The sequence below is a fragment of the Ferrovibrio sp. genome (genome assembly GCF_025869515.1).
In the GTDB taxonomy this organism is placed as follows: domain Bacteria; phylum Pseudomonadota; class Alphaproteobacteria; order Ferrovibrionales; family Ferrovibrionaceae; genus Ferrovibrio.
The window spans coordinates 43,811-66,468 of record NZ_JAOZVR010000117.1 but is presented as its reverse complement, the minus strand read 5'-3'; the positions used below and the strand labels follow the sequence as shown (position 1 = coordinate 66,468).

Below are 22,658 nucleotides of genomic sequence, written 5' to 3'. Positions count from 1 at the left end.
CAAGAGAAATTACGGAGAGCCGTCATGTCTACCGATCCCATCGTCATTGCATCCGCCATCCGCACTCCGCTCGGCCGCTTCGGCGGGGCACTGAGTAGCATTGCCGGAAACGAACTCGGTGCGGTCGCCATCAAGGCGGCGCTGGAGCGTGCCGGGGTGAAGGGCGAAGAGATCGACGAAGTGCTGATGGGCTGCGTGCTGCCGGCCGGGCAGGGCCAGGCGCCGGCGCGACAGGCGGCGCGCAAGGCCGGCCTGCCCGACCATGTCGGTGCCGTTACCGTTAACAAGGTTTGCGGTTCGGGCATGCGCGCCACCATGCTGGCACATGACATGCTGCGCGCCGGCTCGGCAAATATCATGGTGGCCGGCGGCATGGAGAGCATGTCGGGTGCGCCATATCTGCTGCCGCAGATGCGCTTCGGCCACAAGGCCGGCCATACGAAAGTGCTCGATCACATGATGCTGGACGGGCTGGAGGATGCCTATGAGCGTGACCGCGCCATGGGCACCTTCGGCGAACAATGCGCCGAGAAATACGGTTTCACCCGCGCAGAACAGGATGCCTATGCCATCGAGACGCTGACCCGCGCGCGCAGGGCGGTGGAGAACGGCTGGTTCGATGCGGAGATTGTCGCCGTCACGCCAACCGCAAAGGGCACCGAGACGGTCAGCCGCGACGAGAATCCGCTGAAGGTGAATCCGGAAAAGATACCGACGCTGAAAGCCGCCTTCAAGGCCAATGGCACGATCACGCCGGCGAGTTCGTCAGCCAATGCCGATGGCGCCGCCGCGCTGGTGCTGGCGCGGGAGTCGACCGCGAAGGAGAAAGGCCTGCCGGTAATCGCGCGTATCATGGGTCATGCCGTGCATGCCCAGGCACCCGACTGGTTCACCACCGCACCGATCCCGGCGATCCGCAAGCTGCTGCAGAAAGTGGACTGGAGTATCGATCAGGTCGACCTGTTCGAGATCAACGAGGCTTTCGCCGCCGTGCCGATGGCGGCGATGCGCGACCTCAATATCGGGCATGATCGCGTCAATATCCTGGGCGGCGCCTGCGCGCTGGGCCATCCGATCGGTGCCACCGGCGCGCGCATCATCGTCACGCTGCTCAATGCGCTTGAACGCAGTGGCGGCAGGCGCGGCATCGCCTCGCTGTGCATCGGCGGCGGTGAAGCCACCGCGATCGCGCTGGAACGCGCCGCGTGAGCAAGGCTGCAATCTCCTACGGCCCGCTGATCGTGCTGCTGACGGCGCTGGCCGCGCTGGGCATGCTGTCGACCAACATCTACCTGCCGGCCCTGCCGGTGATCGGTGCGGCGCTGCATGCCGATGCCGATACGGTGCGGCTGACACTGACCGTCTATCTGGCGGTCTTTGCCGTCTGCCAGCTGGTGGCCGGGCCATTGAGCGACCGGTACGGCCGGCGACCGGTGCTGGTCTTCGGCCTGGCGCTGTTCTTCGGTGCCACGCTGATCTGTGCGATGGCGCAGACTGTCGAGATGCTGATCATCGGTCGCGCCCTGCAGGCGGTCGGGGCCTGTGCCGCCTCCACTGTCGGCCGTGCCATGGCGCGCGACCTGTTCGACGGTGCTGCCCTGAGCAGGGCGCTTGGCCTGATCATGACCGGCGTGGCCGTGGCGCCGGGCTTTGGACCGCTGCTCGGCGGCCTGCTGCAGGAAGGCTTCGGCTGGCGGGCGCCATTCTATGCCGTGGCTGGCTTTGGCATCGTCATTCTTGCCATCGTACTCTGGCGTCTGGGCGAGACGCGGCCAGAGACGACGCATCGCCCGGGCATCGCCGGCGCCTTCACCGCCTATGACAGCCTGCTGTCGCAGGCGCAATTCCTGCGGCCGGCCTTTGCCACCACCTGTGCGCTCGGCGCATTGTTTGCCTTCTTTGCCGGCGCACCGGGACTGTTTATCGCCGCCTATGGCCAGAGCCCGACCGAATTCGGTCTGACCTCCAGCTTCACGGTCTTTGCCGTCTTCGCCGGCGGCTACAGTGCGCCTGGGCTGATGCGCCGCTTCGGTGCCTCCATGGCGACACGATTCGGTTTCCTGGTCCTGAGCATCGGTGGCGCATTGCTGCTTGGCCATCTGGCCGCTGCGCCGGGCCTGTGGCCGGCGATCGGCGCCACGCTGGTCTTTCTCTATGGCATCGGCATCGTCAATCCGCTCACCGTAGCGGCGGCCCTGCAGCCGTTCCCGCAGCGCGCCGGCGCGGCTGCCGCACTGATCGGTGCCCTGCAGATGGCCGGCGCCACGCTCGGTGCCGCCCTGGTCAACCTGCTGCCGCTGCCGGGTCTGCAGCCGATGCCGGCGGCGATGCTGCTGCTCGCTTTGTGTGGTCTGCTCAGTACGCTGCCGCGCACGCAGCCGGCGACACAACCGGCCTGACATAAACGGTCACGGACCAGGGGTTCCAAACGGTCCTCTCGCGCTTTATCCTCCCGGCCATCACACCGGAGAGGATACGCCATGGACGTGCGCGCCGCTGTCGCCTTCGAGGCGAAGAAACCGCTCAGCATCGAAACCGTGAAGCTGGACGGGCCGCGCGCCGGCGAAGTACTGGTCGAGATCAGGGCCACCGGCATCTGCCACACCGACGCCTATACGCTGTCGGGCCTCGACTCTGAGGGCAAGTTCCCCTGCATCCTCGGCCATGAAGGCGCCGGCGTGGTGGTCGATATCGGCCCCGGCGTCACCAGCGTGAAAAAGGGCGATCACGTCATTCCGCTCTACACGCCGGAATGTCGCCAGTGCGATTACTGCCTCAGCCGCAAGACCAATCTCTGCCAGTCGATCCGCATCACGCAAGGGCAGGGCCTGATGCCCGACGGTACCAGCCGCTTTTCCTGCCGCGGCGAAACCGTGTGGCATTACATGGGTACCTCCACCTTTGCCAATTACACCGTGCTGCCCGAGATCGCGGTGGCCAAGATCCGTCCGGACGCCCCGTTCGAGAAGGTTTGCTACATCGGCTGCGGCGTCACCACCGGCATCGGCGCGGTGGTTTATACCGCCAAGGTGCAGGCCGGCGCCAATGTTGTGGTGTTCGGCCTCGGCGGCATCGGGCTGAACGTGATCCAGGGCGCGCGTATGGTGGGTGCCGACCGCATCATCGGCGTCGACATCAATCCGGGCCGCAAGGCGATGGCGGAAAAATTCGGCATGACGCATTTCGTCAACCCGAAAGACATGAAAGACGACGAACTGGTACCGCATCTGGTCGAGCTGACCAAGGGCGGTGCCGATTACAGTTTCGAATGCATCGGCAATACCAAGACCATGCGACAGGCGCTGGAATGCTGTCACAAGGGCTGGGGCGAATCGGTCATCATCGGCGTGGCGCCCTCTGGCGCGGAGATTTCGACGCGGCCGTTCCAGCTGGTCACCGGCCGGGTCTGGAAGGGTTCGGCCTTCGGCGGCGCGCGCGGCCGTTCGGATGTGCCGCAGATCGTCGACTGGTACATGGACGGCAAGATCAACATCGACGACCTGATCACCCATGTGATGCCGCTGGAGCAGATCAACCACGCTTTCGACCTGATGCATGAAGGTACGTCGATCCGTTCGGTCGTGACCTTCTGATGGAGCGCATCAGGAACTGGGCCTGTTTCGGCGGCCAGCAAGAGGTCTGGCGGCACACGTCGACGTCGCTTGGCTGCACGATGGAATTTGCCGTCTATCTGCCGCCGCAGGCGTCGGAGAAGAACGCAAAACTGCCGGTGCTGTATTATCTGTCGGGTCTCACCTGCACCTGGGAAAACATGGTGGCTAAGGCCGGTGCGCAGCGCTATGCCGCCGAGCATGGCCTCATTCTGGTGGTGCCGGATACCAGTCCGCGCGGCGTGAATATTCCGGGCGAGGACGAGTCATATGATTTCGGCTCCGGCGCCGGCTTCTATGTCGATGCCACGCAGGCGCCGTGGGCGCGGCATTACCGGATGTATTCCTACGTGACGCAGGAATTGCCGGCGCTGATCGGTGAGCATTTCCCCATGGCGGAGATGGCGCGCAGCGGCATCTTCGGCCATTCGATGGGCGGGCATGGCGCACTGATTTGTGCCTTCCGCAATCCGCAGCTTTACAGGTCGGTCTCGGCTTTCGCGCCGATCGTGGCGCCGAGCCGCGTGCCCTGGGGCGAAAAGGCCTTCACCGGTTATCTCGGTGCTGACCGTGCGGCATGGGCTGCCTGGGACGCCACGGCGCTGGCGTCGAACACCGATTGGCGCAAGCCGGTGCTGATCGACCAGGGCATGGCGGATGAGTTCCTCGAAAGCCAGCTCAAGCCGCAACTGCTGGCCAATGCCGCGGCGGGGGCCGGCATCCCGCTGACACTCCGCCTGCAGGCCGGCTACGACCACAGCTACTATTTCATCGCCAGTTTCATCGGCGAACATATCGCCCATCACGCCCAGCAGCTGCGGCGCTAGTCTGCCGCGTCGCTTTTCGGGCCATAGGCATCGACGGGAGCCGTGCTGTCGATGAAATGCAGCAACATGCTGTGCACAGCCTCGTCGGTCATCAGGCGGCGATGGCCCAGCCCGTCAAGGATGCGGAATTCTGCGCGTCTCCAGGCAGCGGCATTTTCCTGGCTGTGCTGCAGCGGCACGGTGCGATCCTCGCGGCTGTGCAGGATCAGGCCCGGCACCGCCAACTGACGCAGCTTGGGCGGCAGATAGAGCGAGTCCATCGTGCGGCCGATCAGCCGTTCGATGGCGGTGAACACGGTGGCTGTCTGCTGCCGACTCAGCCCCAGCATCTGCATCATCGCGCCGGCAAACAGGCGCGGGTGATTCGGCGCCGCCAGGATGGCATAGCGTTCAGCGCGCAGGCCAAGTTCGGTGGCGGCGATCAGCGTCGCCGTGCCGCCGAGCGAATGGGCGATCACCGCCTTGAACGGACGGTCAGCGGAAACCGCGCCGATGGTTTCGGCCTCGCGGCCGACAGCCGCTACGCCCGCCGCCAGGATCGGGATGCCAGTGATGTCGGCCGGTGAGCGGCCATGGCCGGGCAGGTCGAGCGCCAGCACGCGATAGCCACGCTGTACCAGCCTGTCGATCAGCGGCGCCCAGCTCAGGTGATCGTCTTCCCAGCCATGCACCAGCAGGATGGCCGGGGCGGTCCGTGCGGTCGGCCCGAAGCTCCAGGCCGCGACCGGGCCTAGGGCGCTTTCGGCCGCGAAGGGAGTTTCACGTGAAACATACCGGGAACGACCTGGGCCGGGGCGACGCCACGGCCGGAGAAACAGTCCTGCCGCCCGGTCGGCCGCCCATCCAGGGGCCAGCCGGAAGCCAGCGCGGATCAGGCTGCGTTGCAGCAGCAATTCTATAATAGAACGAACATTCGTACTTTTATTGACGTGAGAAACGCGGACTGAAGTGATCATTACGGGCCTGTTCCAATAGGGCAGCGACATGAAGTCGCCGGGGAGGAGTCGAAGTCAGGATATAGAACGGCCGTACTATTTCAAGTCGGAAATGGCAGAAGCCCTCCCGCCGTCAGCACTTGCGCTCCAGCCGGATTTCCACCTCGCGGTCGACGTAATCCCATTCCGGGCTCGAGCGCAGGGCAACCAGCAGAGCGTCGAATGCGACTGCATGCTGGGGCGCGAATTCGAACCAGGTGAGGAAATCGAACGGCTCGCCCAAATCCCGGGCATGGAACAGTTTGCGCGCCACGGCTGGCAGATACGTCATGCCGATGGCGATATGGCGCGAACGCTCTTCGATGATGGCGCGGCGTTCATCCTGGGCCAGCAGCCACCAGGCCGCCGTTTTGCGGATCGGAATCAGTACGGCGCACCGCGCTTCCGGACGGTTCAGGGCCGGCTGTATGGCGGCCAGCACTTTGCGCTCGTCTTCATTGGTGTAGCGCAGATGGCTGGCCACACCGCGCAGCTGCCAGGTCACGTCTTCGACCTCGGTCAAGCCGTCGCGCAGATCCAGATGGCTGGCCAGCGCCATGCCGTTGCCACTGACGGCCCGCATCGAAACAATCTTCCACGGCCCCGTCGGCCCGCCGACGAAGCTGGTAAAGCGCGATTCCATTGTCTGATTCCCCCGGTGGACCGGGGCGCAAGACCCAGCCTCAGGCCAACTTTACCGCAGTTCCGCTGGCGGCGACCATCAACATTTGGCGATCCGTGCCGCCGATCTGCTGGTAATCGAGGTCCATGCCCACCACCGCATCGGCGCCCAGCGTCTGGGCTTCCTCGGTCATCGATTCGAGTGCCAGGGCCTTGGCCTTGCGCAGTTCCTTTTCATAAGACCCCGAACGGCCGCCCAGAATGTCGGTGATGCCGGCAAAGAAGTCGCGGAAAATATTGGTGCCCATCACGGCTTCGCCGGCCACAATGCCGAGATAGGCCGTGATTTTGCGGCCATCTACGCTATCGGTCGTTGTCAGGATCATCGCGCGTCCCCCGGGTTGATTTCACCGCAGTTTAAGCATGCCGCCTTGATTTCGCCATCTGCCGGGGCTACCCCTCGGTGCCATGACCGACCGCCGCCGCTTCCTGCTCGCCATGGCCGTCGCCGCAACTGCGGCGAAACTGCCGCTCGCCGCTGCCTATGCCGCCGCTCCGGCCGGCTCAGCCAGGCTGACCGAGACCGACAGGGCCGATCTCAAGCGTATCGCCGATTATTTCAACACCGTGCGCAGCATGCAGGGCCGCTTCCTGCAGGTCGCGCCGGACGGCAGCGCCGCCGAAGGCAAGATCTACATGACGCGGCCGGGACGGTTCCGCTTCGAATTCGATCCGCCGGTGCCGATGCTGATTGTGTCGGATGGTGCCTACATCATCATGGAAGATCGCGAGCTGAAGTCGGTGGAGCGTATCCCGCTCGGCGCCACGCCGCTCGACCTGCTGCTGCGCGAGAAAGTGGTGTTCGACGACAGTGTCGGCATCGCCAGGGTGGAGCGCGGCGCGGCCATCCTGCGGGTGACCCTGTTTGCTCCCGAGCGGCCCAAGGAAGGCGCGCTGACCGTCGTCTTTGGCGACAGGCCGCTCGAATTCGCCGGCTGGACCGTCACCGACGCCCAGGGCAAGGATACCGCGATCACGCTGTCGCAGGTCGACGTCAACCCGCAGATCAACCCCCGCCTTTACACCTATGGCGACCGGCCGGCGGTGGAGCGTGCGCTGCAGCAGCGCCGGTAACCCGGTTACCTGGTCAGCCGTTCGTTAACGGACCTGGCCGGCACAGCCCCATACCGCAGGGGCATCCATCCGGCGACCTGCCTGAATTTCACACTTGTCACGACAGGTGACAGGGGGCGCAAGTCCGTGAACTTTCGTCGTAAAACCTGAATTTCCGCCGGCGCGGCGGTTGCGGCCTTTCCGAAGGCTGCTATAACCTCGGCCCCGAACGGCAATCAGAGAAACCGGGGCTTTTCGTCCTGGTTTTAAAACCCGTAGGTCAGCATGAACATCCATGAATACCAGGCGAAAAGCCTGCTCGCGAAATACGGTGTCGCCGTGCCGCGCGGCGGCGTCGCTTTCTCGCCCGATGAGGCCGTCACCGTCGCCAAGCAGCTCGGTGGCCCAGTCTGGGTTGTGAAGGCCCAGATTCACGCCGGCGGTCGCGGCAAGGGCGGCGGCGTCAAGGTGGTCAAGTCGATCGACGACGTTGCCGCGCAGTCCAAGTCGATCCTCGGCATGACCCTGGTGACGCACCAGACCGGTCCCGAGGGCAAGCTGGTCAAGCGCCTCTATGTCGAGGAAGGCTGCGACATCAAGCGCGAGCTTTACCTGAGCTTCCTGGTTGATCGCGCCACCTCGCGCATCACCGTGATGGCTTCCACCGAGGGCGGCATGGAGATCGAAGAGGTTGCTGCCAAGCATCCGGAAAAGATTCTCAAGGTCGCCATCGATCCGGCGACCGGCATGCAGCCGCATCACGCGCGCCAGATCGCCTTCGGCCTCGGCCTTGAGGGCAAGCAGGTGCAGTCGGCGACCAAGTTCATGCTGGCGATGTACGAGGCCTTCACCGGTCTCGACGCCTCCATTGTTGAAATCAACCCGCTGGTCGTCACCGGCACCGGCGAGATGATCGCACTGGATGCCAAGATGAACTTCGACGACAACGCGCTGTACCGGCACAAGGATGTCGAGGACATGCGCGATCCGGACGAGGAGGATGCCTCCGAACTGGAAGCCGCCAAGTGGTCGCTGAACTACGTCAAGCTCGATGGTGAGATCGGCTGCATGGTCAATGGCGCCGGCCTGGCCATGGCCACCATGGACATCATCAAGCTGTACGGCTCCGAGCCGGCCAACTTCCTTGATGTCGGTGGCGGCGCCACCAAGGAACGCGTCACGGCTGCCTTCAAGATCATTCTTGGCGACAAGAACGTGAAGGGCATTCTGGTCAACATCTTCGGCGGCATCATGCGCTGCGACATCATCGCCGAGGGCGTGGTGGCCGCGGCCCGCGAGGTGAAGCTGGCGGTGCCGCTGGTCGTTCGACTGGAAGGCACCAATGTCGATCTGGGCAAGAAGATCATGGCCGAGAGCGGCCTGCCGATCATCTCCGCCGACAATCTTGCCGACGCTGCCGAAAAGGTGGTGAAGGCCGTGAAGGGAGCCAAGTAAATGGCTGTTCTCGTCAACAAGGACACCAAGGTCATCTGTCAGGGCATCACTGGCAGCCAGGGCACCTTCCACAGTGAACAGGCGATTGCCTACGGCACCAAGATGGTCGGCGGTGTCACCCCGGGCAAGGGCGGCACGCAGCATATCGGTCTGCCGGTGTTCAACACCGTTGTCGATGCCGTGGAAAAGACCGGCGCCAATGCCTCCGTGATCTACGTGCCGCCGCCGTTCGCGGCCGACTCGATCATGGAAGCCATCGAAGCCGAGATTCCGCTGGTGGTCTGCATCACCGAAGGCATCCCGGTGCTCGACATGGTCAAGGTCAAGCGCGCGCTCACCGGCTCCAGAACCCGTCTGATCGGCCCGAACTGCCCCGGTGTCATCACGCCGGGCGAATGCAAGATCGGCATCATGCCGGGCCATATCCATCGTCGCGGCAAGGTCGGCATCGTGTCGCGCTCCGGCACCCTGACCTATGAAGCGGTGGCGCAGACCACTGCGGCCGGCCTCGGCCAGACCACCTGCATCGGCATCGGCGGCGATCCGGTCAACGGTACCAACTTCATCGACGCGCTCGAACTCTTCCTTGGCGACAAGGAAACCGAGTGCATCATCATGATCGGCGAAATCGGCGGCAGCGCCGAGGAAGAAGCCGCCGAATTCCTGATGAAGTCCAAGATCAAGAAGCCGACGGTGGGTTTCATCGCCGGCCGCACTGCGCCTCCGGGGCGCCGCATGGGTCATGCCGGCGCGATCATCTCGGGCGGCAAGGGCGATGCGAATACCAAGCTGGAGGCCATGCGATCGGCCGGCATCCGAGTCTCGGAAAGCCCGGCAGCGCTCGGCACCACCCTGGTTGAACTGTTGAACGGCAAGTAACAGGAAAACAGAGGGCGGCGCCGGCCAACAAGCGGCGCCACGACATCGATGACGGCGCAGCTTGAACGCACGCAATTCCTCTACGGTGGCAACAGCACCTTTGTCGAGGAGCTGTATGCCAAGTACGTAGCCAACCCCGACAGTGTCGATGCTTCCTGGAAGCAGTTCTTCGAGGCACTGGGCGACGACTTCAGCCAGCCCAAGCAGGCGCTGAGTCGTCCGTCCTGGGCGCCGGCCACCGTGCTGGTGCCGATGGAAGACGAGGGGCTGCTCGGTCCGCAGGGCAAGGCGGCGAAAGCCGCCGACCGCGCGGCCAAGGGCGGTGCCACGGCAGCCGATGCCCGTTCCGCTGCACTGGATACCATCCGCGCGGCGATGCTGATCCGCAACTACCGCATCCGCGGCCATCTGATGGCCAATCTGGATCCGCTCGGCATCCAGGCGCCGGGCGCGCATCCGGAGCTGGAGCCGCAATCCTACGGCTTCACCGATGCCGATATGGACCGGTCGATCTTCATCGACAACATGCTGGGTCTGGAAAGCGCCACCCTGCGCGAGATCCTGCAGATTCTGCGCCGCACCTACTGCTCGACCATCGGCGTCGAGTTCATGCACATCTACCATCCGGAACAGAAGGCCTGGATCCAGTCGCGCATCGAAGGTCGCGACAAGGAAGTGCAGTTCACGCCGCAGGGCAAGAAGGCGATCCTGAACAAGCTGGTGGAAGGCGAGATTTTCGAACGCTTTTGCCACATGAAATTCACCGGCACCAAGCGCTTCGGCCTGGAAGGCGGCGAAGCGCTGATTCCGGCAATGGAAGCGATCATCAAGCGCGGCGGCCAGCTCGGCGTGCGCGATATCGAGCTTGGCATGCCGCATCGCGGCCGCCTCAACCTGCTGGCCAATGTGATGGCCAAGCCCTATCGCGCCGTCTTCTCCGAATTCAAGGGCATGGCCTACCACCCGGATGATTTCCAGGGGTCGGGCGATGTGAAATACCATCTCGGCGTCTCGTCGGACCGCGAGTTCGACGGCAACAAGGTGCATCTCTCGCTCGCCGCCAATCCGTCGCATCTGGAAATCATCAATCCGGTCTGCCTCGGCAAATCGCGCGCCAAGCAGACCCAGTGGGGCGACACCGAGCGTGGCTCGGTACTGACCGTGCTGCTGCACGGCGATGCCGCTTTTGCCGGCCAGGGCGTGGTGGCGGAATGTTTCGCGCTCAGCGAGCTGCGCGGCTATCGCACCGGCGGCACGATCCATATCATCGTCAATAACCAGATCGGGTTCACCACCAACCCATCCTATTCGCGCTCTTCGCCCTATCCGTCGGATGGCGCCAAGGTGGTGCAGGCGCCGATCTTCCACGTCAACGGCGACGATCCCGAAGCGGTGACCCACGTGGCCAAGATCGCCATCGAATTCCGTCAGCAGTTCAAGAAGGACGTGGTGATCGATCTGTTCTGTTATCGCCGCCACGGCCATAACGAGACCGACGATCCGTCATTCACCCAGCCGATCATGTATCGCAACATCGCAACGCATCCGACCACGCGGCAGATTTATGCCAAGCGCCTGGTCGACGAAGGTACGCTCACCGAGGCTGATGCCGAAGCGATGGTGACCGAATTCCAGAACAAGCTGGAAGGCGAGCTGGAAGCCTCCAAGTCGTTCAAGCCGAACAAGGCCGACTGGCTGGAAGGCAAGTGGGCCGGTCTGGAGCAGGCTTCGGGCGACGAGCGTCGCGGCACCACCGGTGTCGAGCTCGAGACTCTGAAGAAGGTCGGTATGGCGATCACCGCCGTGCCGGAGGGCTTCAACATCCACAAGACGCTGGTGCGCAACACCCAGAACCGGCGTGCCGCCATCGAGGCGGGCGAGGGCATCGACTGGGCGACGGCGGAAGCGCTCGCTTTCGGCTCGTTGCAGCTCGAGGGCCATGGGGTGCGGCTGTCCGGCCAGGATTGCGGTCGCGGCACCTTCAGCCAGCGGCACAGCGTCTGGCATGACCAGCAGACCGAAGAGCGTTATGTCCCGCTCAATCATATCGCCGAGGGCCAGGCCAATTACGAGGTGATCGACAGTTTGCTGTCGGAAGTCGCCGTGCTTGGCTACGAATACGGCTACAGCCTGGCCGAACCGAATGCGCTGGTGATGTGGGAAGGCCAGTTCGGCGACTTCGCCAATGGCGCCCAGGTGGTGTTCGACCAGTTCATCTCCTCGGGCGAAGCCAAGTGGATGCGCATGTCGGGTCTCACGGTGCTGCTGCCGCACGGCTACGAGGGGCAGGGCCCCGAGCACAGCTCGGCCCGCCTGGAGCGTTATCTGCAGCTCTGCGCCGAAGACAATATGCAGGTGGCGAACTGCAGCACGCCGGCCAATTACTTCCACATCCTGCGCCGGCAGGTGCACCGCAAGTTCCGCAAGCCGCTGATCCTGATGACGCCGAAGTCGCTGCTGCGGCACAAGCTGGCGGTGTCGAAGCTGACCGAAATGGGTTCGGGTTCGACCTTCCATCGCGTGCTGTGGGACGACGCGCCGCATGATGACGCCAAGATCAAGCGTGTCATCCTGTGCAGCGGCAAGGTCTATTACGACCTGTTCGAGGAGCGCCAGAAACGCGAGATGAAGGATACGGTGATCCTGCGCGTCGAGCAGCTCTACCCGTTCCCGCACAAGGCGCTGATGACTGAACTCAGCCGCTACAAGAATGCCAAGACGGTGGTGTGGTGCCAGGAGGAGCCGAAAAACATGGGCGCCTGGTGTTTCGTCGAACCCTACATCGAAGCCGTGCTGACCGAGCTGGGCACCAAGATGAAGCGTCCGATCTATGCCGGCCGCATGGAGGCCGCGTCGCCGGCGACCGGTCTGATGAGCAAGCATAACCAGCAGCAGGCCAAGCTGGTCGATGATGCTTTAACCGCTTAACACCACGAGTTTAAGACGCACGGGAAACCGAGGGGCGTTTTTCAGGACAAGGGAAGTACATCATGGCAGTTGAAATCCGCGTTCCGCAGCTGGCGGAATCGATCTCCGAAGCCACTGTCGGCAAGTGGTCGGCCAAGGCCGGCGATACCGTTGCCCGCGACCAGCTGTTGGTCGAGTTGGAAACCGACAAGGTGACTGTCGAGGTCAACGCGCCGGAAGCCGGCACGCTGAGCGAAGTGCTTGCCGCCGAGGGCGCCACCGTGCAGGTGGGCGATCTGCTGGCCACGCTGGCCGCCGGAGCGGGTTCTGGGGCCGGTGCCAAGCCCGCCGCCAAACCGGCTGCTGCGGCCGCGCCGGCGGCTGCTCCGGCGCCGAAGCCCGCCGCCGCACCTGCCGCAGCGCCCGCTGCCGGTCAGGCCCTGCCGGCCGCCGCCAAGCTGGCCGCCGAGAAGAATGTCGATGTGTCCAAGGTTGCCGGTTCGGGCAGGGATGGCCGTGTCACCAAGGGCGATGTGATGGACCTGCTGGCCGGTGGTGGTGCCGCTCCGGCGGCGCGTCCTTCCGTGCCGGCCGGCCCGCGCGCCAATGGCGACCGCGAGGAACGCCAGCGCATGTCCAAACTGCGTCAGGTGATCGCCCGTCGCCTGAAGGAGGCCCAGAATACCGCAGCCCTGCTCACCACCTTCAACGAGGTGGACATGACGGCGCTGATGGCCGCGCGCAAGCAGTATGTCGATGGCTTCGAGAAGAAGCACGGCGTGCGCCTCGGCTTCATGTCCTTCTTCGTCAAGGCCTGCGTGCAGGCGCTGAAGGAATTCCCGGCAGTTAATGCCGAGATCGAGGGCGATGAGATCGTCTTCAAGAACTATTTCAACATCGGTTGTGCCGTTTCCACGCCGACCGGTCTGGTCGTGCCGGTGATCCGCGATGCCGACCAGATGTCGTTTGCCGGCATCGAAAAGACCATCTCCGATCTGGGCAAGCGTGCCCGCGATGGCAAGCTCGGCATCGACGAGCTGCAGGGTGGCAGCTTCAGCATCACCAATGGCGGTGTGTTCGGTTCGCTGATGTCGACTCCGATCATCAATCCCCCGCAGTCGGCCATTCTGGGCATGCACAAGATCCAGGATCGCCCGATGGCCATCAACGGCCAGGTGGTGATCCGCCCGATGATGTATATCGCCCTGACCTACGATCACCGCATCGTCGACGGCCGCGAGGCGGTCAGCTTCCTCGTGCGTGTCAAGGAATGCCTCGAGGATCCGCAGCGCCTGCTGTTCGAGATGTAAGGGTCAGAAACAGGGGTGTGGCGATGATCGTCCGTATCTGGAGTACGGGTTACACGCCCGGACGGATCGGGGAGTTCATCGCCTTTGCCGAACAGCGCCTGCAGCCGTTCTTCCGTGGCCAGGACGGCTGCCTCGCCTGTTTCTTCACCCATGACGAGCAGGAATGGCGCACCATCACATTTTGGCGTGACACGGCGGCGGTGGAGGCCGTGAAGGACTCCACCATCTACCGCGCCATGCTGGCCGACCTGGTCGACAGCGGACTGCTGCTCGGTGCCCAGCAGGTCAAGAAGCTGAAATTCGCCGGTGGCGGCCTATATGGCCAGCTGCCGCTTTAGTATCCGGAGGATTGCATGAGTGAACAGGCTTTCGACGTCATCATCATCGGCGCTGGTCCCGGTGGTTATACCATGGCGATCCGCTGCGCCCAGCTCGGCATGAATACGGCTGTCGTCGAAAAGGACCCCGGTCTCGGCGGCACCTGCACGAATGTCGGCTGCATCCCCTCCAAGGCGCTGCTGCATTCCTCCGAGCTGTATCATGAGGCGACCCACGGCTTTACTCAGCACGGCATCAAGGTCGGCAAGATCGACATCGACTTGCCGGCGATGATGGCGCAGAAGCAGAGCGTGGTGACCGCCTCGAACAAGGGCATCGAATTCCTGTTCAAGAAGAACAAGATCGCCTGGCTGAAGGGCACCGGAAAACTGCTGGGCGGCGGCAAGGTGGAAGTGACCGGTGAGAGCAAGGGCACCTATTCGGCCAAGCACATTGTGATCGCCACCGGTTCGGAAGTGACACCGCTCCGGGGCATCGAGATCGACGAGAAGCAGGTGGTGTCCTCCACCGGTGCGCTGAAACTTCCGGCCGTGCCGAAGAATCTGGTGGTGATTGGCGGCGGTGTGATCGGCCTGGAGCTCGGTTCGGTCTGGATGCGTCTTGGCGCCGAAGTCACCGTGGTGGAATTCCTCGACCGCATTCTGCCGACCAATGACGGCGAAGTGTCGAAGCAGATGCAGCGCATCCTGGGCAAGCAGGGCATGAAGTTCAAGCTCAGTACCAAGGTTAGCGCGGCCAAGGCTGCCAAGGGCGGCGTGACGCTGACCATGGAACCGGCTGCCGGTGGCGCGGCTGAAGAGATGACAGCCGATATCGTGCTGGTTTCCATTGGTCGCCGGCCCTACACGACCGGCCTTGGCCTGGAAGCCGCCGGCGTGCAACTGGACGAGCGCGGCCGGGTGAAGACCGATGGCCATTTCAACACCACGGCGTCGGGCGTTTATGCCATCGGTGACGCCATCGTCGGCCCGATGCTGGCGCATAAGGCCGATGAAGAGGGCATGGTGCTGGCCGAGATGCTGGCCGGCCAGAAGCCGCATATCAACTACGACGCCATTCCGGGCGTGGTCTACACTTGGCCGGAAGTGGCCAGTGTGGGCAAGACCGAGGAGGAACTGAAGGCCGTGGGCATTGCCTACAAGACCGGCAAGTTCCCCTTCAGCGCCAATGCGCGCGCGCGCGCCATGACCATGACTGATGGTTTCGTGAAGATTCTCGAAGACGAGAAAACCAGGAAGGTCGTGGGTGCCCATATCATCGGTGCCGATGCCGGCCATCTGATCCAGGAACTGGTGATGGCGATCGAGTTTGGCGCTTCGGCGGAAGACATCTATCGCACCGTGCATGCCCATCCGGCGCTGACCGAGGCGGTGAAGGAAGCCGCGCTGGCCGTGGATGGCCACACGATCACGATCTGATTGCCGCTTTGACGGCGGGACAAGGGCGGCCCAGGGGGTAATTCCGGGGGCGCCCTTTTCGTTCATGATATGCCGATGATCTCGCGTCTCGAATCGAAAGCTGTCGCCGCCCTCTGGGTGCTGGGCGCCGCTTTCGCCTTCTCGCTGCTTTACGCGTCGGGCAAGCTGACCGGTGGCCTTGTGCCGGCGATCCAGATCGTTTTCATCCGCTATGTCAGCGGCTTTGCCACGGTTGCCGGCATCGCGGCGGCGCGGCGCCAGTCGCTGAACACCCTGCTGGCCGGCGGGCGGCGTCATCTGCATCTGCTGCGCGCGCTCTGCGGCGTCGGCGGCGGCGCCTGCTCGATCTGGGGTGCCACCCATATGCCGCTGGCCGATGCCTCGGCGCTGGCGTTGCTGCAGGGTGTTTTCACCATGGCACTGGCAGTGCTGCTGCTGCGCGAACGCATCGTGCTGATGCAGGGTGTGGCCGCCGCGCTCTGCGTACTCGGTGCGCTGGTGATCGTGCGTGGCAATACCGGGGCTGCCGTTACGGTCGATCCCGATCCGCTCAACAATGCCTGGGCGCCGCTTGCCATGCTGGCCGGCGCCTTCCTCACCGCCTGCGAGGTGATCCTGATCAAGGTGCTGTCGCGGCATGAAAGCATGCTGTCCATGCTGCTCCATGTGAACGGCTTTGCGTCATTGATACTTGGTTGCGCGATGCTGTTCCTCTGGGTGCCGGTCGAGCCGCTGACGCTGGCCGCGCTTTGCCTGATCGGCCCGATGGCGATCCTCGGCCAGATGTGCAACGTGCGTGCCTATCGCCTGGCCGATGCGGCCTGGCTGGCGCCGTTCACCTACAGCTCTGTGGCATTTGCCGCCCTGATCGGCTGGACCGTGTTCGGCACGCTGCCCGGCCTGATGGCCTGGCTCGGCACGGCGCTGATCGTCGCCGGCGGTCTGCTGCTGATGCACCGGGGCAGATCGACCTAGTAGTGCATCTCCGCGATCACCGCGCGGTCGTCGCTGGCATCCCAGCTCTGCGCCGCGATGGTCTCGTCGTTGCAGCGGCAGATGACGGTGCGCTGGGCCGTGCCGCGCGGCAGAGCCAGCGTCGAGGTCGCCACGGTCGGCACGCCGGCGGGAATGCCGGGCGCCGGCTGGCCGTCGAAGGTAACGATGTCTCGGTCCTGGCCGAAATAGCCGCGCGGCCGGCTCAGGATCACAATCGCCCCGGCCCGGCGGTCGCGGTCGGCCACCACGGCCTGGCGTAGATGGATATGCGCTGATGACCGCGGAAAGGGCGAACGGTAGATATGCGTGGTGGTCTGGCGCGGAATCGTCAGCACGAATTCGTAGGTGGCGGTTGGGCTCGCCTTGAACGGACCCCAGTAGCCATCGGCGCCGGTCACCTTGCGATGCATCGGTTCGCTGCGCAGGCGGGCACCGGTCTGGGCATTGGTCTCGTAAATCTCCACCATGGCGCCCTCGACCGGCAGGTTGGTCGGTACGCCACGCGCCATGCCATTGACCTTCCCGTTCAGCACCGGATCGGTTTCTGGCAGAATCTGGGTCGTGGCCGGCGGTCGGCCGATGATGAACTCCCAGGTCGCGGCAAAGGCCTTTTCGTGGAACGCCACTTCGCGGTGATCGAGGCCCGGCAGCACGATATTCCTGGCGCCGGTGAGGGCCGGGCCTTCGGCCGTCACACCGGTGGGCGTACCGGGCATGCCGATGCCGGCACCATCGGGTTGGGCGAATTTGTCCAGCGCGTCGCTGCGGAGCGTCATCCACTGCACGCCCGGCACGGTCTCCAGCCCTTCGTTGAGCCGGCGCAGGAACGGGCTGGCCCCGTTGAACTCGCTGCCGACCAGTTTGTCGTTCGAGACGATTACGCCATGATTGGGCGTACCGCACAGCACGGCATGGCTGACATAGGCGGGACCGGGGCCGTTCTTCAGGTAGTTGCGAATAGCATTGCCGCCACGCGAGGAGCCGACCAGGGCGACGCGGCCGGCGCCGGTCTGGCGCAAGGCGGCCTGCACGGCTTCAGACAGCTGGTCGAGCTGGTCCTGCGTCGAGGAGCGGCCGGCCTGGTATTCCGCATCATTGCTGCGGGCCAGCGGGTAGGGGAAATCGATGGCGAACAGCCGGCGGTCGGGGAAGCCGGCGCTTTCCCAGCGCCAGATACTGGTATGCCACAGGGCCGCCGTATCGCCGTTGCCATGCACGAAGATCACTGGCGGATAGGTGTCGAACTGCGGGATGGCCACGGCGGCGTCCTGCGGCCGCGGCGTGCAGGCGAGCAGGGGAGTCAAGCCCAGGGCGGCGGTGCCGGCCAGGAAATTGCGGCGGGACGGGCGGAAGCGGGAATTCTGGGACATGACGGTTCCTGGTTCTGAAGGCCAGTTTGGCTGGACAACTCTGCAGACTTATCGCCTGACAATGTGACGATACTCTGGCAGCGGGCGCCAGATCGGTGAATACTGCGTGATCCTCCCGATCTTCACAAACACTAGCCCGGTTCATGTCCTCCCGTAACCTGATTTTCATGCTGGCGGCCCTCGAGGTCCTGGCCATTCTGCCAATTGCCAGCTTTCCCGCCCTGATGCCGGATTTCATCGCCGCCTGGGGCCTGAGCAATACCGAGGCCGGCTGGATCGCGGGTGTCTACTATCTCGGCTACATGCTGGTGGTCACCCATGCGGTGATGCTGACCGACCGTTTCGATGCCAGGCTGATTTTCGCCGGCGGCGCCGTGGTCACCGGACTCAGCACGGTGGCCTTCGCGCTGTTTGCCGACGGTTTCTGGTCGGGTTTTTTACTGCGCGCCATCGGCGGCATCGGTCAGGCCGCCATCTACATGCCCGGGCTACGGGCGCTGACTGACCGGCTGCAGGGCGGCGAGCAGAGCCGCGCCGTCACCTTCTATACCGCTAGCTATTCCATTGCTGTGGCGGCGAGCTTTACGGTCACCGGCCTTGTAGCCGAATCCTTCGGCTGGCGCTGGAGTTTTGCCGTGGTGGGCGGGCTCAGCCTGATCGCCGGTCTGCTGGCCTGGTGGCTGCTGGCGCCGCATGCGCCGCCGGTGCGGGACAAGGCCGCCGGTGGTTTCGCACTGCGCCCGGTGCTGCGCAACCGCGATGCCATGGGCTACATCATCGGCTATGCCGCGCATGGTTTTGAGCTTACCGCCATGCGCGCCTGGATTACCGCCTTCCTGGTTTTCGTGCTGGCCCGCGACCCGGCGGTGGCCGCTGCGCTGCCCAGCGCCACCGTGCTGGCCGCTCTGGTCACGCTGATCGGCCTGCCGGCCAGCCTGCTCGGCAACGAACTGGCCTTGAAAATCGGCCGTCGTCGCGCGCTGGTCGGAATCATGACCATTTCCGCCGTGATGGGACTCGCCTTCGGCTTCACCGCCTGGCTGCCGGTCTGGGCGGTGCTGCTGTTCAGTGCGATTTATTTCGTGTTTATCTGCGGCGATTCCGGCTCGCTCACCTCAGGTATGATGGCGGCTGCCGAGCCCGAACATCGTGCCTCGACAATGGCGCTGCATTCCTCGCTCGGCTTCGGCATTTCGGTGCTCGGGCCGCTGTTTGTCGGCTTCGCCCTGGATGCGGCGCAATATCTGGCCGACGGCCAGAGCGTCCTGACCTGGGGCATCGGCCTCGCCGTCATGGGGCTGGGCGCGTTGATTGGTCCGCTGGCATTGGTTCGTACTGGTCGATCTCTGCAATCACGTTGACGCTTTTGGGCGTATCCGGTCTAATTCGTGTATGTGCGACCGCTGCGAATTGCCGCCGGATGTGGAGCTGATCGGCATGCCTGACGATCAGGCCGCCGCGATCCGCCGTCGTTACCAGCGCCAGCAGCGTATTCTCGACCTGCTCGCCCTTGTAGAAAACCCGGAAGCCTTGCCGCCACAGGATGCCGTGCGCATCGGCCAGGAAATCCTCGTGCTGCTCGGCGAGATCGAAGCCGACCCGGAAGCACCGCGATGCGGCCTGCCGCGCCTGCGCGCCGGCACTGCGCCGCAATTCCAGACTTACGCCTGATCCACCGGACTATTGAAAGACATCATCATGCACGCACCCCGTCATCGTACGCTTTCCCCTGACAAGGCCGCGATCTTCAGCAAGATCGACGCCATGCTGCCCGAGCTGGAAAAAATCTATCTCGATCTGCACCGGCACCCGGAACTCTCGATGCAGGAGGTGCGCACGGCCGGTATCGCCGCAGCCTGGATGAAGCAGTATGGCTTCGAGGTGCATGAAAAAGTCGGCACCACCGGCGTGGTGGCCATTCTGAAGAACGGCGACGGGCCAGTGATCCTGCTGCGCGCCGATATGGATGGGCTGCCGGTCAAGGAGAAAACCGGCCTCGACTATGCCAGCACGCAGACCGGCGTCGATCGTTTCGGGCAGGCAGTCTCGATCATGCATGCCTGCGGCCACGATTTCCATGTCACCTGGCTGATGGCCGTCGGCCGCCTGCTGTCGGAAGCACGCGACACCTGGACGGGCACCGTGATGGCGGTGTTCCAACCGGCCGAGGAAATCGGCGCCGGCGCCCGTGCCATGCTGGCAGACGGCATGGTGAAACGTTTCCCCAAGCCGACGGTCTCGCTCGGCCAGCACGTGATCCCGCTGCCGGCCGGCCGCATCGGCTACAAGGCCGGCGTCGCCATGTCGGCGGCCGACAGCTGGGAAGTGAAGCTGTTCGGCCGTGGCGCGCATGGCTCCAAGCCGCAGAACAGCATCGATCCCGTGGTGATGGCGGCCTCCACGGTGATGCGGCTGCAGACCGTCGTGTCGCGCGAGGTGGCAATGGCCGACAGCGCGGTTGTCACCGTCGGCACGCTGCAGTCCGGATTCAATGAAAATGTCATTCCTGATGAGGCGCTGCTGCGACTGAACATACGCACCTTCAAGGAAAACGTGCGCAGCCGCGTGCTGGCTTCGGTCAAGCGCATTATCGACGCCGAGGCGCAGGCCTCCGGAGCGCCGAAGCCGCCGGAATATTCGGTGATCAGCCAGTTCCCGCTCACCATCAACGACGAAGCGGCCACGGCGCGCACTGTCGAAGGCATGTCGGCTTATTTCGGACCTGAGCGCGTGATGACGGTCGAGCCGGCCTCGGGCAGCGAGGATTTCGGCCTGTTCGGCACCGCCTGGAATGTGCCATCGGTCTTCTGGGTGATCGGCGGCAGCGATCCGGATTTGTATGCGAAGGCGCAGACCGGTGACGATCCGACCATCCTGCCGGTCAATCATTCGCCCTTCTATGCACCGGTGCTGCATCCGACCCTGCGCACCGGCGTCGAGGCGATGCTGGCCGCGGCCTACAGCTGGCTGGACTGATCCGGCTGTGCTGCTGGCGGCCGTTCAAACACGCCGCCATCCAGCATCCAGCTGAAGCTGGCAGGGAAATCGAATGCTTCATGGCTGGTGGCTGCCTGCATGGCGGCATCCAGCGGGACGCCGTTGGCCAGTTCGGCCAGCAGGCGGTCTTCGCCGTGGTTGAGCTTGTGCCAGCAGACCGTGATGCCGCGGCGCCAGACCAGCAGGCGTTCGCTGCTGCCAGCCAACTGGATGCGCTCCACCGCCGGTGATTCCGGCTGGTGCACCTGCCATATTTCGCTGACGGGAAACGGCGTCGACAGCCGCTGTGCCGATGGGTGCAGTGTGAAGGTCATCTCCTCGATGGCATCGGGCAGGTCCTCCGGCCGCAACAGGTCCACATCCTCGGCATGCTCGGCCACGTTCAGCGCCCATTCGAAGGCGGCGATATCGGGCAGATAATGATGCCCACCGAGATCGGGCAATGCTGCAAGGAATGTCGGAAAGCCGCCGCCATACTGATACAGGATCGGCGAACGCGGCGGATCGAAGATCAGGAAAGCGCGCGCGGTCTGGGCGAAAAAGGCTTCGCCGACCAGGGCGCGGGTGACCGGAAAGGTGTTGGCCAGCACTTCGAGCAGGCTGGCGCGGAAACGGTCGGCATAAATCTGCAGTCGGCCTTCGGCCGGAATCGCATCGCCGATCACCTTCTCGGCGATGCCGTAGAGCGAGCCGGTCAGCGCATCGGCAAATTCGTGCTGGCGTTCAAGCAGCGCGCTCATCGCCATCCGTCGGGTTCATGTCGTCTCCGGGCAGTGCGCTCGGCCGCAGGGCTGCGGCACGCTGGCGTTCGGCATGCTGGGCCTCGGCGACCAGATGCGCCAGCGGCGGCAGGTTGCTGTCCCATTCCAGCGATGTGGCGGCATGCGGGAAGCGTTGCACCGCGCTGGCATAGAGGCGCCAGACCGGTTCGGCCACCAGCGCGCCATGGTCGTCGATCAGCATCAGCTTGCCGTCGGCCGTGCATTCGCTGTGGCCGGCGATGCGGATCTGGTGCACCGCCGGGCCGGGCAGGCTGTCGAGATAGGCTTCCGCCACCGCCGGCGCCGCCTCGCGGCCGACATGGTTGACGCTGGAGACATACAGGTTGTTGACGTCACACAGGATGCCGCAGCCGCTTTGCCGGCTCAGGCGACTGAGGAATTCGGCTTCGGCGATCTGGCTTTCGCGGAATCGCAGGTAACTGGCCGGATTGGCCATCAGGATCGGGCGTTTCAGCCGCGTCTGTACGATATCGACATTGCGGCAGCAGCTTTCCAGGCTCTCGGGCGTGTAGGGCAGGGGCAGCAGGTCGTTGTAATAGCGCCCTTCGACACCGACCCAGGCCAGATGTTCCGAGACCAGCTCCGGCTCCAGCCAGGCGGCTAGGCGCGCCAGGCGGTCGAGATGCTCGGGATCGGGCAGTTCCTCACCGCCCAGACCCAGCCCGGTGGCCTGCACCGCCATCGGCCAGAGGGCGCGCGCCTGCTCCAGATAGTGCCGCGCCGCGCCACCGCCCATATAGGTCTCGGCATGGATTTCCAGCCAGCCGATGGCCGGGCGGGTATCCAGCAGGTCCTCATGATGTTGCGGGTGCAGGCCAATGCCGACGCGGTCCGGCGCCAGCCCGGGCATGATCGCCGAGGCGATGGCCGGGGTGCCGGGTGCCGGGTTGTCCCTCGGAAGGGCGGCGGCAATGGGCTTCTGATCCGTCATGGCGACCGGATGCACACTCTTCAGGCTGCTGCGTCGATGCGCAGGCCTGCCAGCCCCGCGCATATTTCCGTACTCTAGCACTGCCTGTGGAAAAATACCTGCCGAGATCAGCCGGCGGTGAAGCTCAA

At 64.3% G+C, this 22,658-nt stretch carries 21 protein-coding genes; 15 read left to right on the top strand and 6 right to left on the bottom strand.

The genetic code is table 11. From position 1 onward, the window contains the following. The first annotated feature begins 24 nt into the window (after positions 1 to 24). The 4 genes from OJJ21_RS21610 to fghA all read left to right on the top strand — a co-directional run bounded on the left by OJJ21_RS21610 (position 25) and on the right by fghA (position 4,438). Positions 25 to 1,209 (top strand): acetyl-CoA C-acyltransferase, encoded by a 1,185-nt coding sequence (locus OJJ21_RS21610; protein WP_297689752.1) that lies wholly within the window; start codon positions 25 to 27, stop codon positions 1,207 to 1,209. Next, positions 1,206 to 2,399, top strand: coding sequence for a multidrug effflux MFS transporter (locus OJJ21_RS21605; protein ID WP_297689750.1), 1,194 nt, complete (start codon positions 1,206 to 1,208; stop codon positions 2,397 to 2,399). The genes OJJ21_RS21610 and OJJ21_RS21605 overlap by 4 nt, the downstream gene beginning before the upstream one ends. Before the next feature lie 81 nt (positions 2,400 to 2,480). Continuing rightward, complete coding sequence (locus tag OJJ21_RS21600; RefSeq protein ID WP_297689748.1) at positions 2,481 to 3,593, top strand: S-(hydroxymethyl)glutathione dehydrogenase/class III alcohol dehydrogenase; 1,113 nt, start codon at positions 2,481 to 2,483, stop codon at positions 3,591 to 3,593. Further along, positions 3,593 to 4,438: an S-formylglutathione hydrolase gene (fghA, locus tag OJJ21_RS21595; RefSeq protein ID WP_297689746.1), complete on the top strand. Its 846-nt coding sequence runs from the start codon at positions 3,593 to 3,595 to the stop codon at positions 4,436 to 4,438. The genes OJJ21_RS21600 and fghA overlap by 1 nt, the downstream gene beginning before the upstream one ends. Here fghA and OJJ21_RS21590 read toward each other — a convergent pair. The 3 genes from OJJ21_RS21590 to OJJ21_RS21580 all read right to left on the bottom strand — a co-directional run bounded on the left by OJJ21_RS21590 (position 4,435) and on the right by OJJ21_RS21580 (position 6,419). Beyond that, on the bottom strand, positions 4,435 to 5,394 hold the full coding sequence (locus OJJ21_RS21590) for an alpha/beta fold hydrolase (RefSeq protein ID WP_297689744.1): 960 nt from the start codon (positions 5,392 to 5,394) through the stop codon (positions 4,435 to 4,437). The genes fghA and OJJ21_RS21590 overlap by 4 nt on opposite strands. 112 nt (positions 5,395 to 5,506) lie before the next feature. Further along, entirely contained in the window at positions 5,507 to 6,055 is a 549-nt protein-coding gene (locus OJJ21_RS21585) for a chlorite dismutase family protein (RefSeq protein ID WP_297689742.1), read from the bottom strand. 40 nt (positions 6,056 to 6,095) lie between these two features. Beyond that, complete coding sequence (locus OJJ21_RS21580) at positions 6,096 to 6,419, bottom strand: heavy metal-binding domain-containing protein (RefSeq protein ID WP_297689740.1); 324 nt, start codon at positions 6,417 to 6,419, stop codon at positions 6,096 to 6,098. A gap of 82 nt (positions 6,420 to 6,501) precedes the next feature. On the opposite strand from OJJ21_RS21580, the gene OJJ21_RS21575 reads away from it, so the two are divergent. The 8 genes from OJJ21_RS21575 to OJJ21_RS21540 all read left to right on the top strand — a co-directional run bounded on the left by OJJ21_RS21575 (position 6,502) and on the right by OJJ21_RS21540 (position 16,429). Next, the gene (locus tag OJJ21_RS21575; protein WP_297689738.1) at positions 6,502 to 7,167 is read left to right on the top strand and encodes an outer membrane lipoprotein carrier protein LolA; all 666 of its coding nucleotides are present in this window, start codon (positions 6,502 to 6,504) and stop codon (positions 7,165 to 7,167) included. Between the two features lie 264 nt (positions 7,168 to 7,431). Continuing rightward, positions 7,432 to 8,601, top strand: a complete 1,170-nt coding sequence (gene sucC / locus OJJ21_RS21570; protein ID WP_297689736.1) for an ADP-forming succinate--CoA ligase subunit beta — start codon at positions 7,432 to 7,434, stop codon at positions 8,599 to 8,601. Then, positions 8,602 to 9,480, top strand: coding sequence for a succinate--CoA ligase subunit alpha (gene sucD, locus OJJ21_RS21565; protein ID WP_297689734.1), 879 nt, complete (start codon positions 8,602 to 8,604; stop codon positions 9,478 to 9,480). A gap of 48 nt (positions 9,481 to 9,528) precedes the next feature. Continuing rightward, positions 9,529 to 12,408: a 2-oxoglutarate dehydrogenase E1 component gene (locus tag OJJ21_RS21560; RefSeq protein WP_297689732.1), complete on the top strand. Its 2,880-nt coding sequence runs from the start codon at positions 9,529 to 9,531 to the stop codon at positions 12,406 to 12,408. A gap of 62 nt (positions 12,409 to 12,470) precedes the next feature. After that, positions 12,471 to 13,697, top strand: coding sequence for a 2-oxoglutarate dehydrogenase complex dihydrolipoyllysine-residue succinyltransferase (odhB, locus tag OJJ21_RS21555; RefSeq protein WP_297689730.1), 1,227 nt, complete (start codon positions 12,471 to 12,473; stop codon positions 13,695 to 13,697). A gap of 23 nt (positions 13,698 to 13,720) precedes the next feature. Continuing rightward, positions 13,721 to 14,035, top strand: a complete 315-nt coding sequence (locus OJJ21_RS21550) for an antibiotic biosynthesis monooxygenase (protein WP_297689728.1) — start codon at positions 13,721 to 13,723, stop codon at positions 14,033 to 14,035. Between the two features lie 15 nt (positions 14,036 to 14,050). After that, the gene (gene lpdA / locus OJJ21_RS21545; protein ID WP_297689727.1) at positions 14,051 to 15,454 is read left to right on the top strand and encodes a dihydrolipoyl dehydrogenase; all 1,404 of its coding nucleotides are present in this window, start codon (positions 14,051 to 14,053) and stop codon (positions 15,452 to 15,454) included. Between the two features lie 75 nt (positions 15,455 to 15,529). Then, positions 15,530 to 16,429: a DMT family transporter gene (locus tag OJJ21_RS21540; protein WP_297689725.1), complete on the top strand. Its 900-nt coding sequence runs from the start codon at positions 15,530 to 15,532 to the stop codon at positions 16,427 to 16,429. Here OJJ21_RS21540 and OJJ21_RS21535 read toward each other — a convergent pair. Continuing rightward, positions 16,426 to 17,820, bottom strand: coding sequence for an alpha/beta fold hydrolase (locus OJJ21_RS21535; RefSeq protein WP_297689723.1), 1,395 nt, complete (start codon positions 17,818 to 17,820; stop codon positions 16,426 to 16,428). The genes OJJ21_RS21540 and OJJ21_RS21535 overlap by 4 nt on opposite strands. A gap of 143 nt (positions 17,821 to 17,963) precedes the next feature. On the opposite strand from OJJ21_RS21535, the gene OJJ21_RS21530 reads away from it, so the two are divergent. From OJJ21_RS21530 to OJJ21_RS21520, 3 genes are all read left to right on the top strand, one after another. Then, complete coding sequence (locus OJJ21_RS21530; protein WP_297689721.1) at positions 17,964 to 19,181, top strand: MFS transporter; 1,218 nt, start codon at positions 17,964 to 17,966, stop codon at positions 19,179 to 19,181. A 76-nt stretch (positions 19,182 to 19,257) separates the two neighbouring features. Then, positions 19,258 to 19,491, top strand: coding sequence for a hypothetical protein (locus OJJ21_RS21525; RefSeq protein ID WP_297689719.1), 234 nt, complete (start codon positions 19,258 to 19,260; stop codon positions 19,489 to 19,491). A gap of 27 nt (positions 19,492 to 19,518) precedes the next feature. After that, positions 19,519 to 20,796 (top strand): amidohydrolase, encoded by a 1,278-nt coding sequence (locus OJJ21_RS21520; protein WP_297689717.1) that lies wholly within the window; start codon positions 19,519 to 19,521, stop codon positions 20,794 to 20,796. On the opposite strand, the gene OJJ21_RS21515 is transcribed toward OJJ21_RS21520, so the two are convergent. Next, positions 20,778 to 21,557 carry a DNA-binding domain-containing protein gene (locus OJJ21_RS21515; protein ID WP_297689715.1) on the bottom strand — a complete coding sequence of 260 codons (780 nt, stop codon included), beginning with the start codon at positions 21,555 to 21,557 and terminating at the stop codon, positions 20,778 to 20,780. The genes OJJ21_RS21520 and OJJ21_RS21515 overlap by 19 nt on opposite strands. After that, on the bottom strand, positions 21,541 to 22,530 hold the full coding sequence (locus OJJ21_RS21510; protein ID WP_297689713.1) for a DUF692 domain-containing protein: 990 nt from the start codon (positions 22,528 to 22,530) through the stop codon (positions 21,541 to 21,543). Before OJJ21_RS21510 ends, OJJ21_RS21515 begins: the two co-directional genes overlap by 17 nt. Positions 22,531 to 22,658: the final 128 nt, after the last annotated feature.

What these genes read in the sequence shown, in the direction of transcription:
- OJJ21_RS21520 (WP_297689717.1), top strand. Translation starts at nt 19,519, where the DNA reads ATGCACGCACCCCGTCATCGTACGCTTTCCCCTGACAAGGCCGCGATC.
- OJJ21_RS21585 (WP_297689742.1), bottom strand. Translation starts at nt 6,055, where the DNA reads ATGGAATCGCGCTTTACCAGCTTCGTCGGCGGGCCGACGGGGCCGTGG.
- sucD (WP_297689734.1), top strand. Translation starts at nt 8,602, where the DNA reads ATGGCTGTTCTCGTCAACAAGGACACCAAGGTCATCTGTCAGGGCATC.
- OJJ21_RS21575 (WP_297689738.1), top strand. Translation starts at nt 6,502, where the DNA reads ATGACCGACCGCCGCCGCTTCCTGCTCGCCATGGCCGTCGCCGCAACT.
- OJJ21_RS21580 (WP_297689740.1), bottom strand. Translation starts at nt 6,419, where the DNA reads ATGATCCTGACAACGACCGATAGCGTAGATGGCCGCAAAATCACGGCC.
- OJJ21_RS21510 (WP_297689713.1), bottom strand. Translation starts at nt 22,530, where the DNA reads ATGACGGATCAGAAGCCCATTGCCGCCGCCCTTCCGAGGGACAACCCG.
- sucC (WP_297689736.1), top strand. Translation starts at nt 7,432, where the DNA reads ATGAACATCCATGAATACCAGGCGAAAAGCCTGCTCGCGAAATACGGT.
- OJJ21_RS21590 (WP_297689744.1), bottom strand. Translation starts at nt 5,394, where the DNA reads ATGATCACTTCAGTCCGCGTTTCTCACGTCAATAAAAGTACGAATGTT.
- OJJ21_RS21540 (WP_297689725.1), top strand. Translation starts at nt 15,530, where the DNA reads ATGATCTCGCGTCTCGAATCGAAAGCTGTCGCCGCCCTCTGGGTGCTG.
- odhB (WP_297689730.1), top strand. Translation starts at nt 12,471, where the DNA reads ATGGCAGTTGAAATCCGCGTTCCGCAGCTGGCGGAATCGATCTCCGAA.
- OJJ21_RS21560 (WP_297689732.1), top strand. Translation starts at nt 9,529, where the DNA reads ATGACGGCGCAGCTTGAACGCACGCAATTCCTCTACGGTGGCAACAGC.
- lpdA (WP_297689727.1), top strand. Translation starts at nt 14,051, where the DNA reads ATGAGTGAACAGGCTTTCGACGTCATCATCATCGGCGCTGGTCCCGGT.
- OJJ21_RS21600 (WP_297689748.1), top strand. Translation starts at nt 2,481, where the DNA reads ATGGACGTGCGCGCCGCTGTCGCCTTCGAGGCGAAGAAACCGCTCAGC.
- OJJ21_RS21515 (WP_297689715.1), bottom strand. Translation starts at nt 21,557, where the DNA reads ATGAGCGCGCTGCTTGAACGCCAGCACGAATTTGCCGATGCGCTGACC.
- OJJ21_RS21610 (WP_297689752.1), top strand. Translation starts at nt 25, where the DNA reads ATGTCTACCGATCCCATCGTCATTGCATCCGCCATCCGCACTCCGCTC.
- OJJ21_RS21535 (WP_297689723.1), bottom strand. Translation starts at nt 17,820, where the DNA reads ATGTCCCAGAATTCCCGCTTCCGCCCGTCCCGCCGCAATTTCCTGGCC.
- OJJ21_RS21550 (WP_297689728.1), top strand. Translation starts at nt 13,721, where the DNA reads ATGATCGTCCGTATCTGGAGTACGGGTTACACGCCCGGACGGATCGGG.
- OJJ21_RS21530 (WP_297689721.1), top strand. Translation starts at nt 17,964, where the DNA reads ATGTCCTCCCGTAACCTGATTTTCATGCTGGCGGCCCTCGAGGTCCTG.
- fghA (WP_297689746.1), top strand. Translation starts at nt 3,593, where the DNA reads ATGGAGCGCATCAGGAACTGGGCCTGTTTCGGCGGCCAGCAAGAGGTC.
- OJJ21_RS21525 (WP_297689719.1), top strand. Translation starts at nt 19,258, where the DNA reads ATGCCTGACGATCAGGCCGCCGCGATCCGCCGTCGTTACCAGCGCCAG.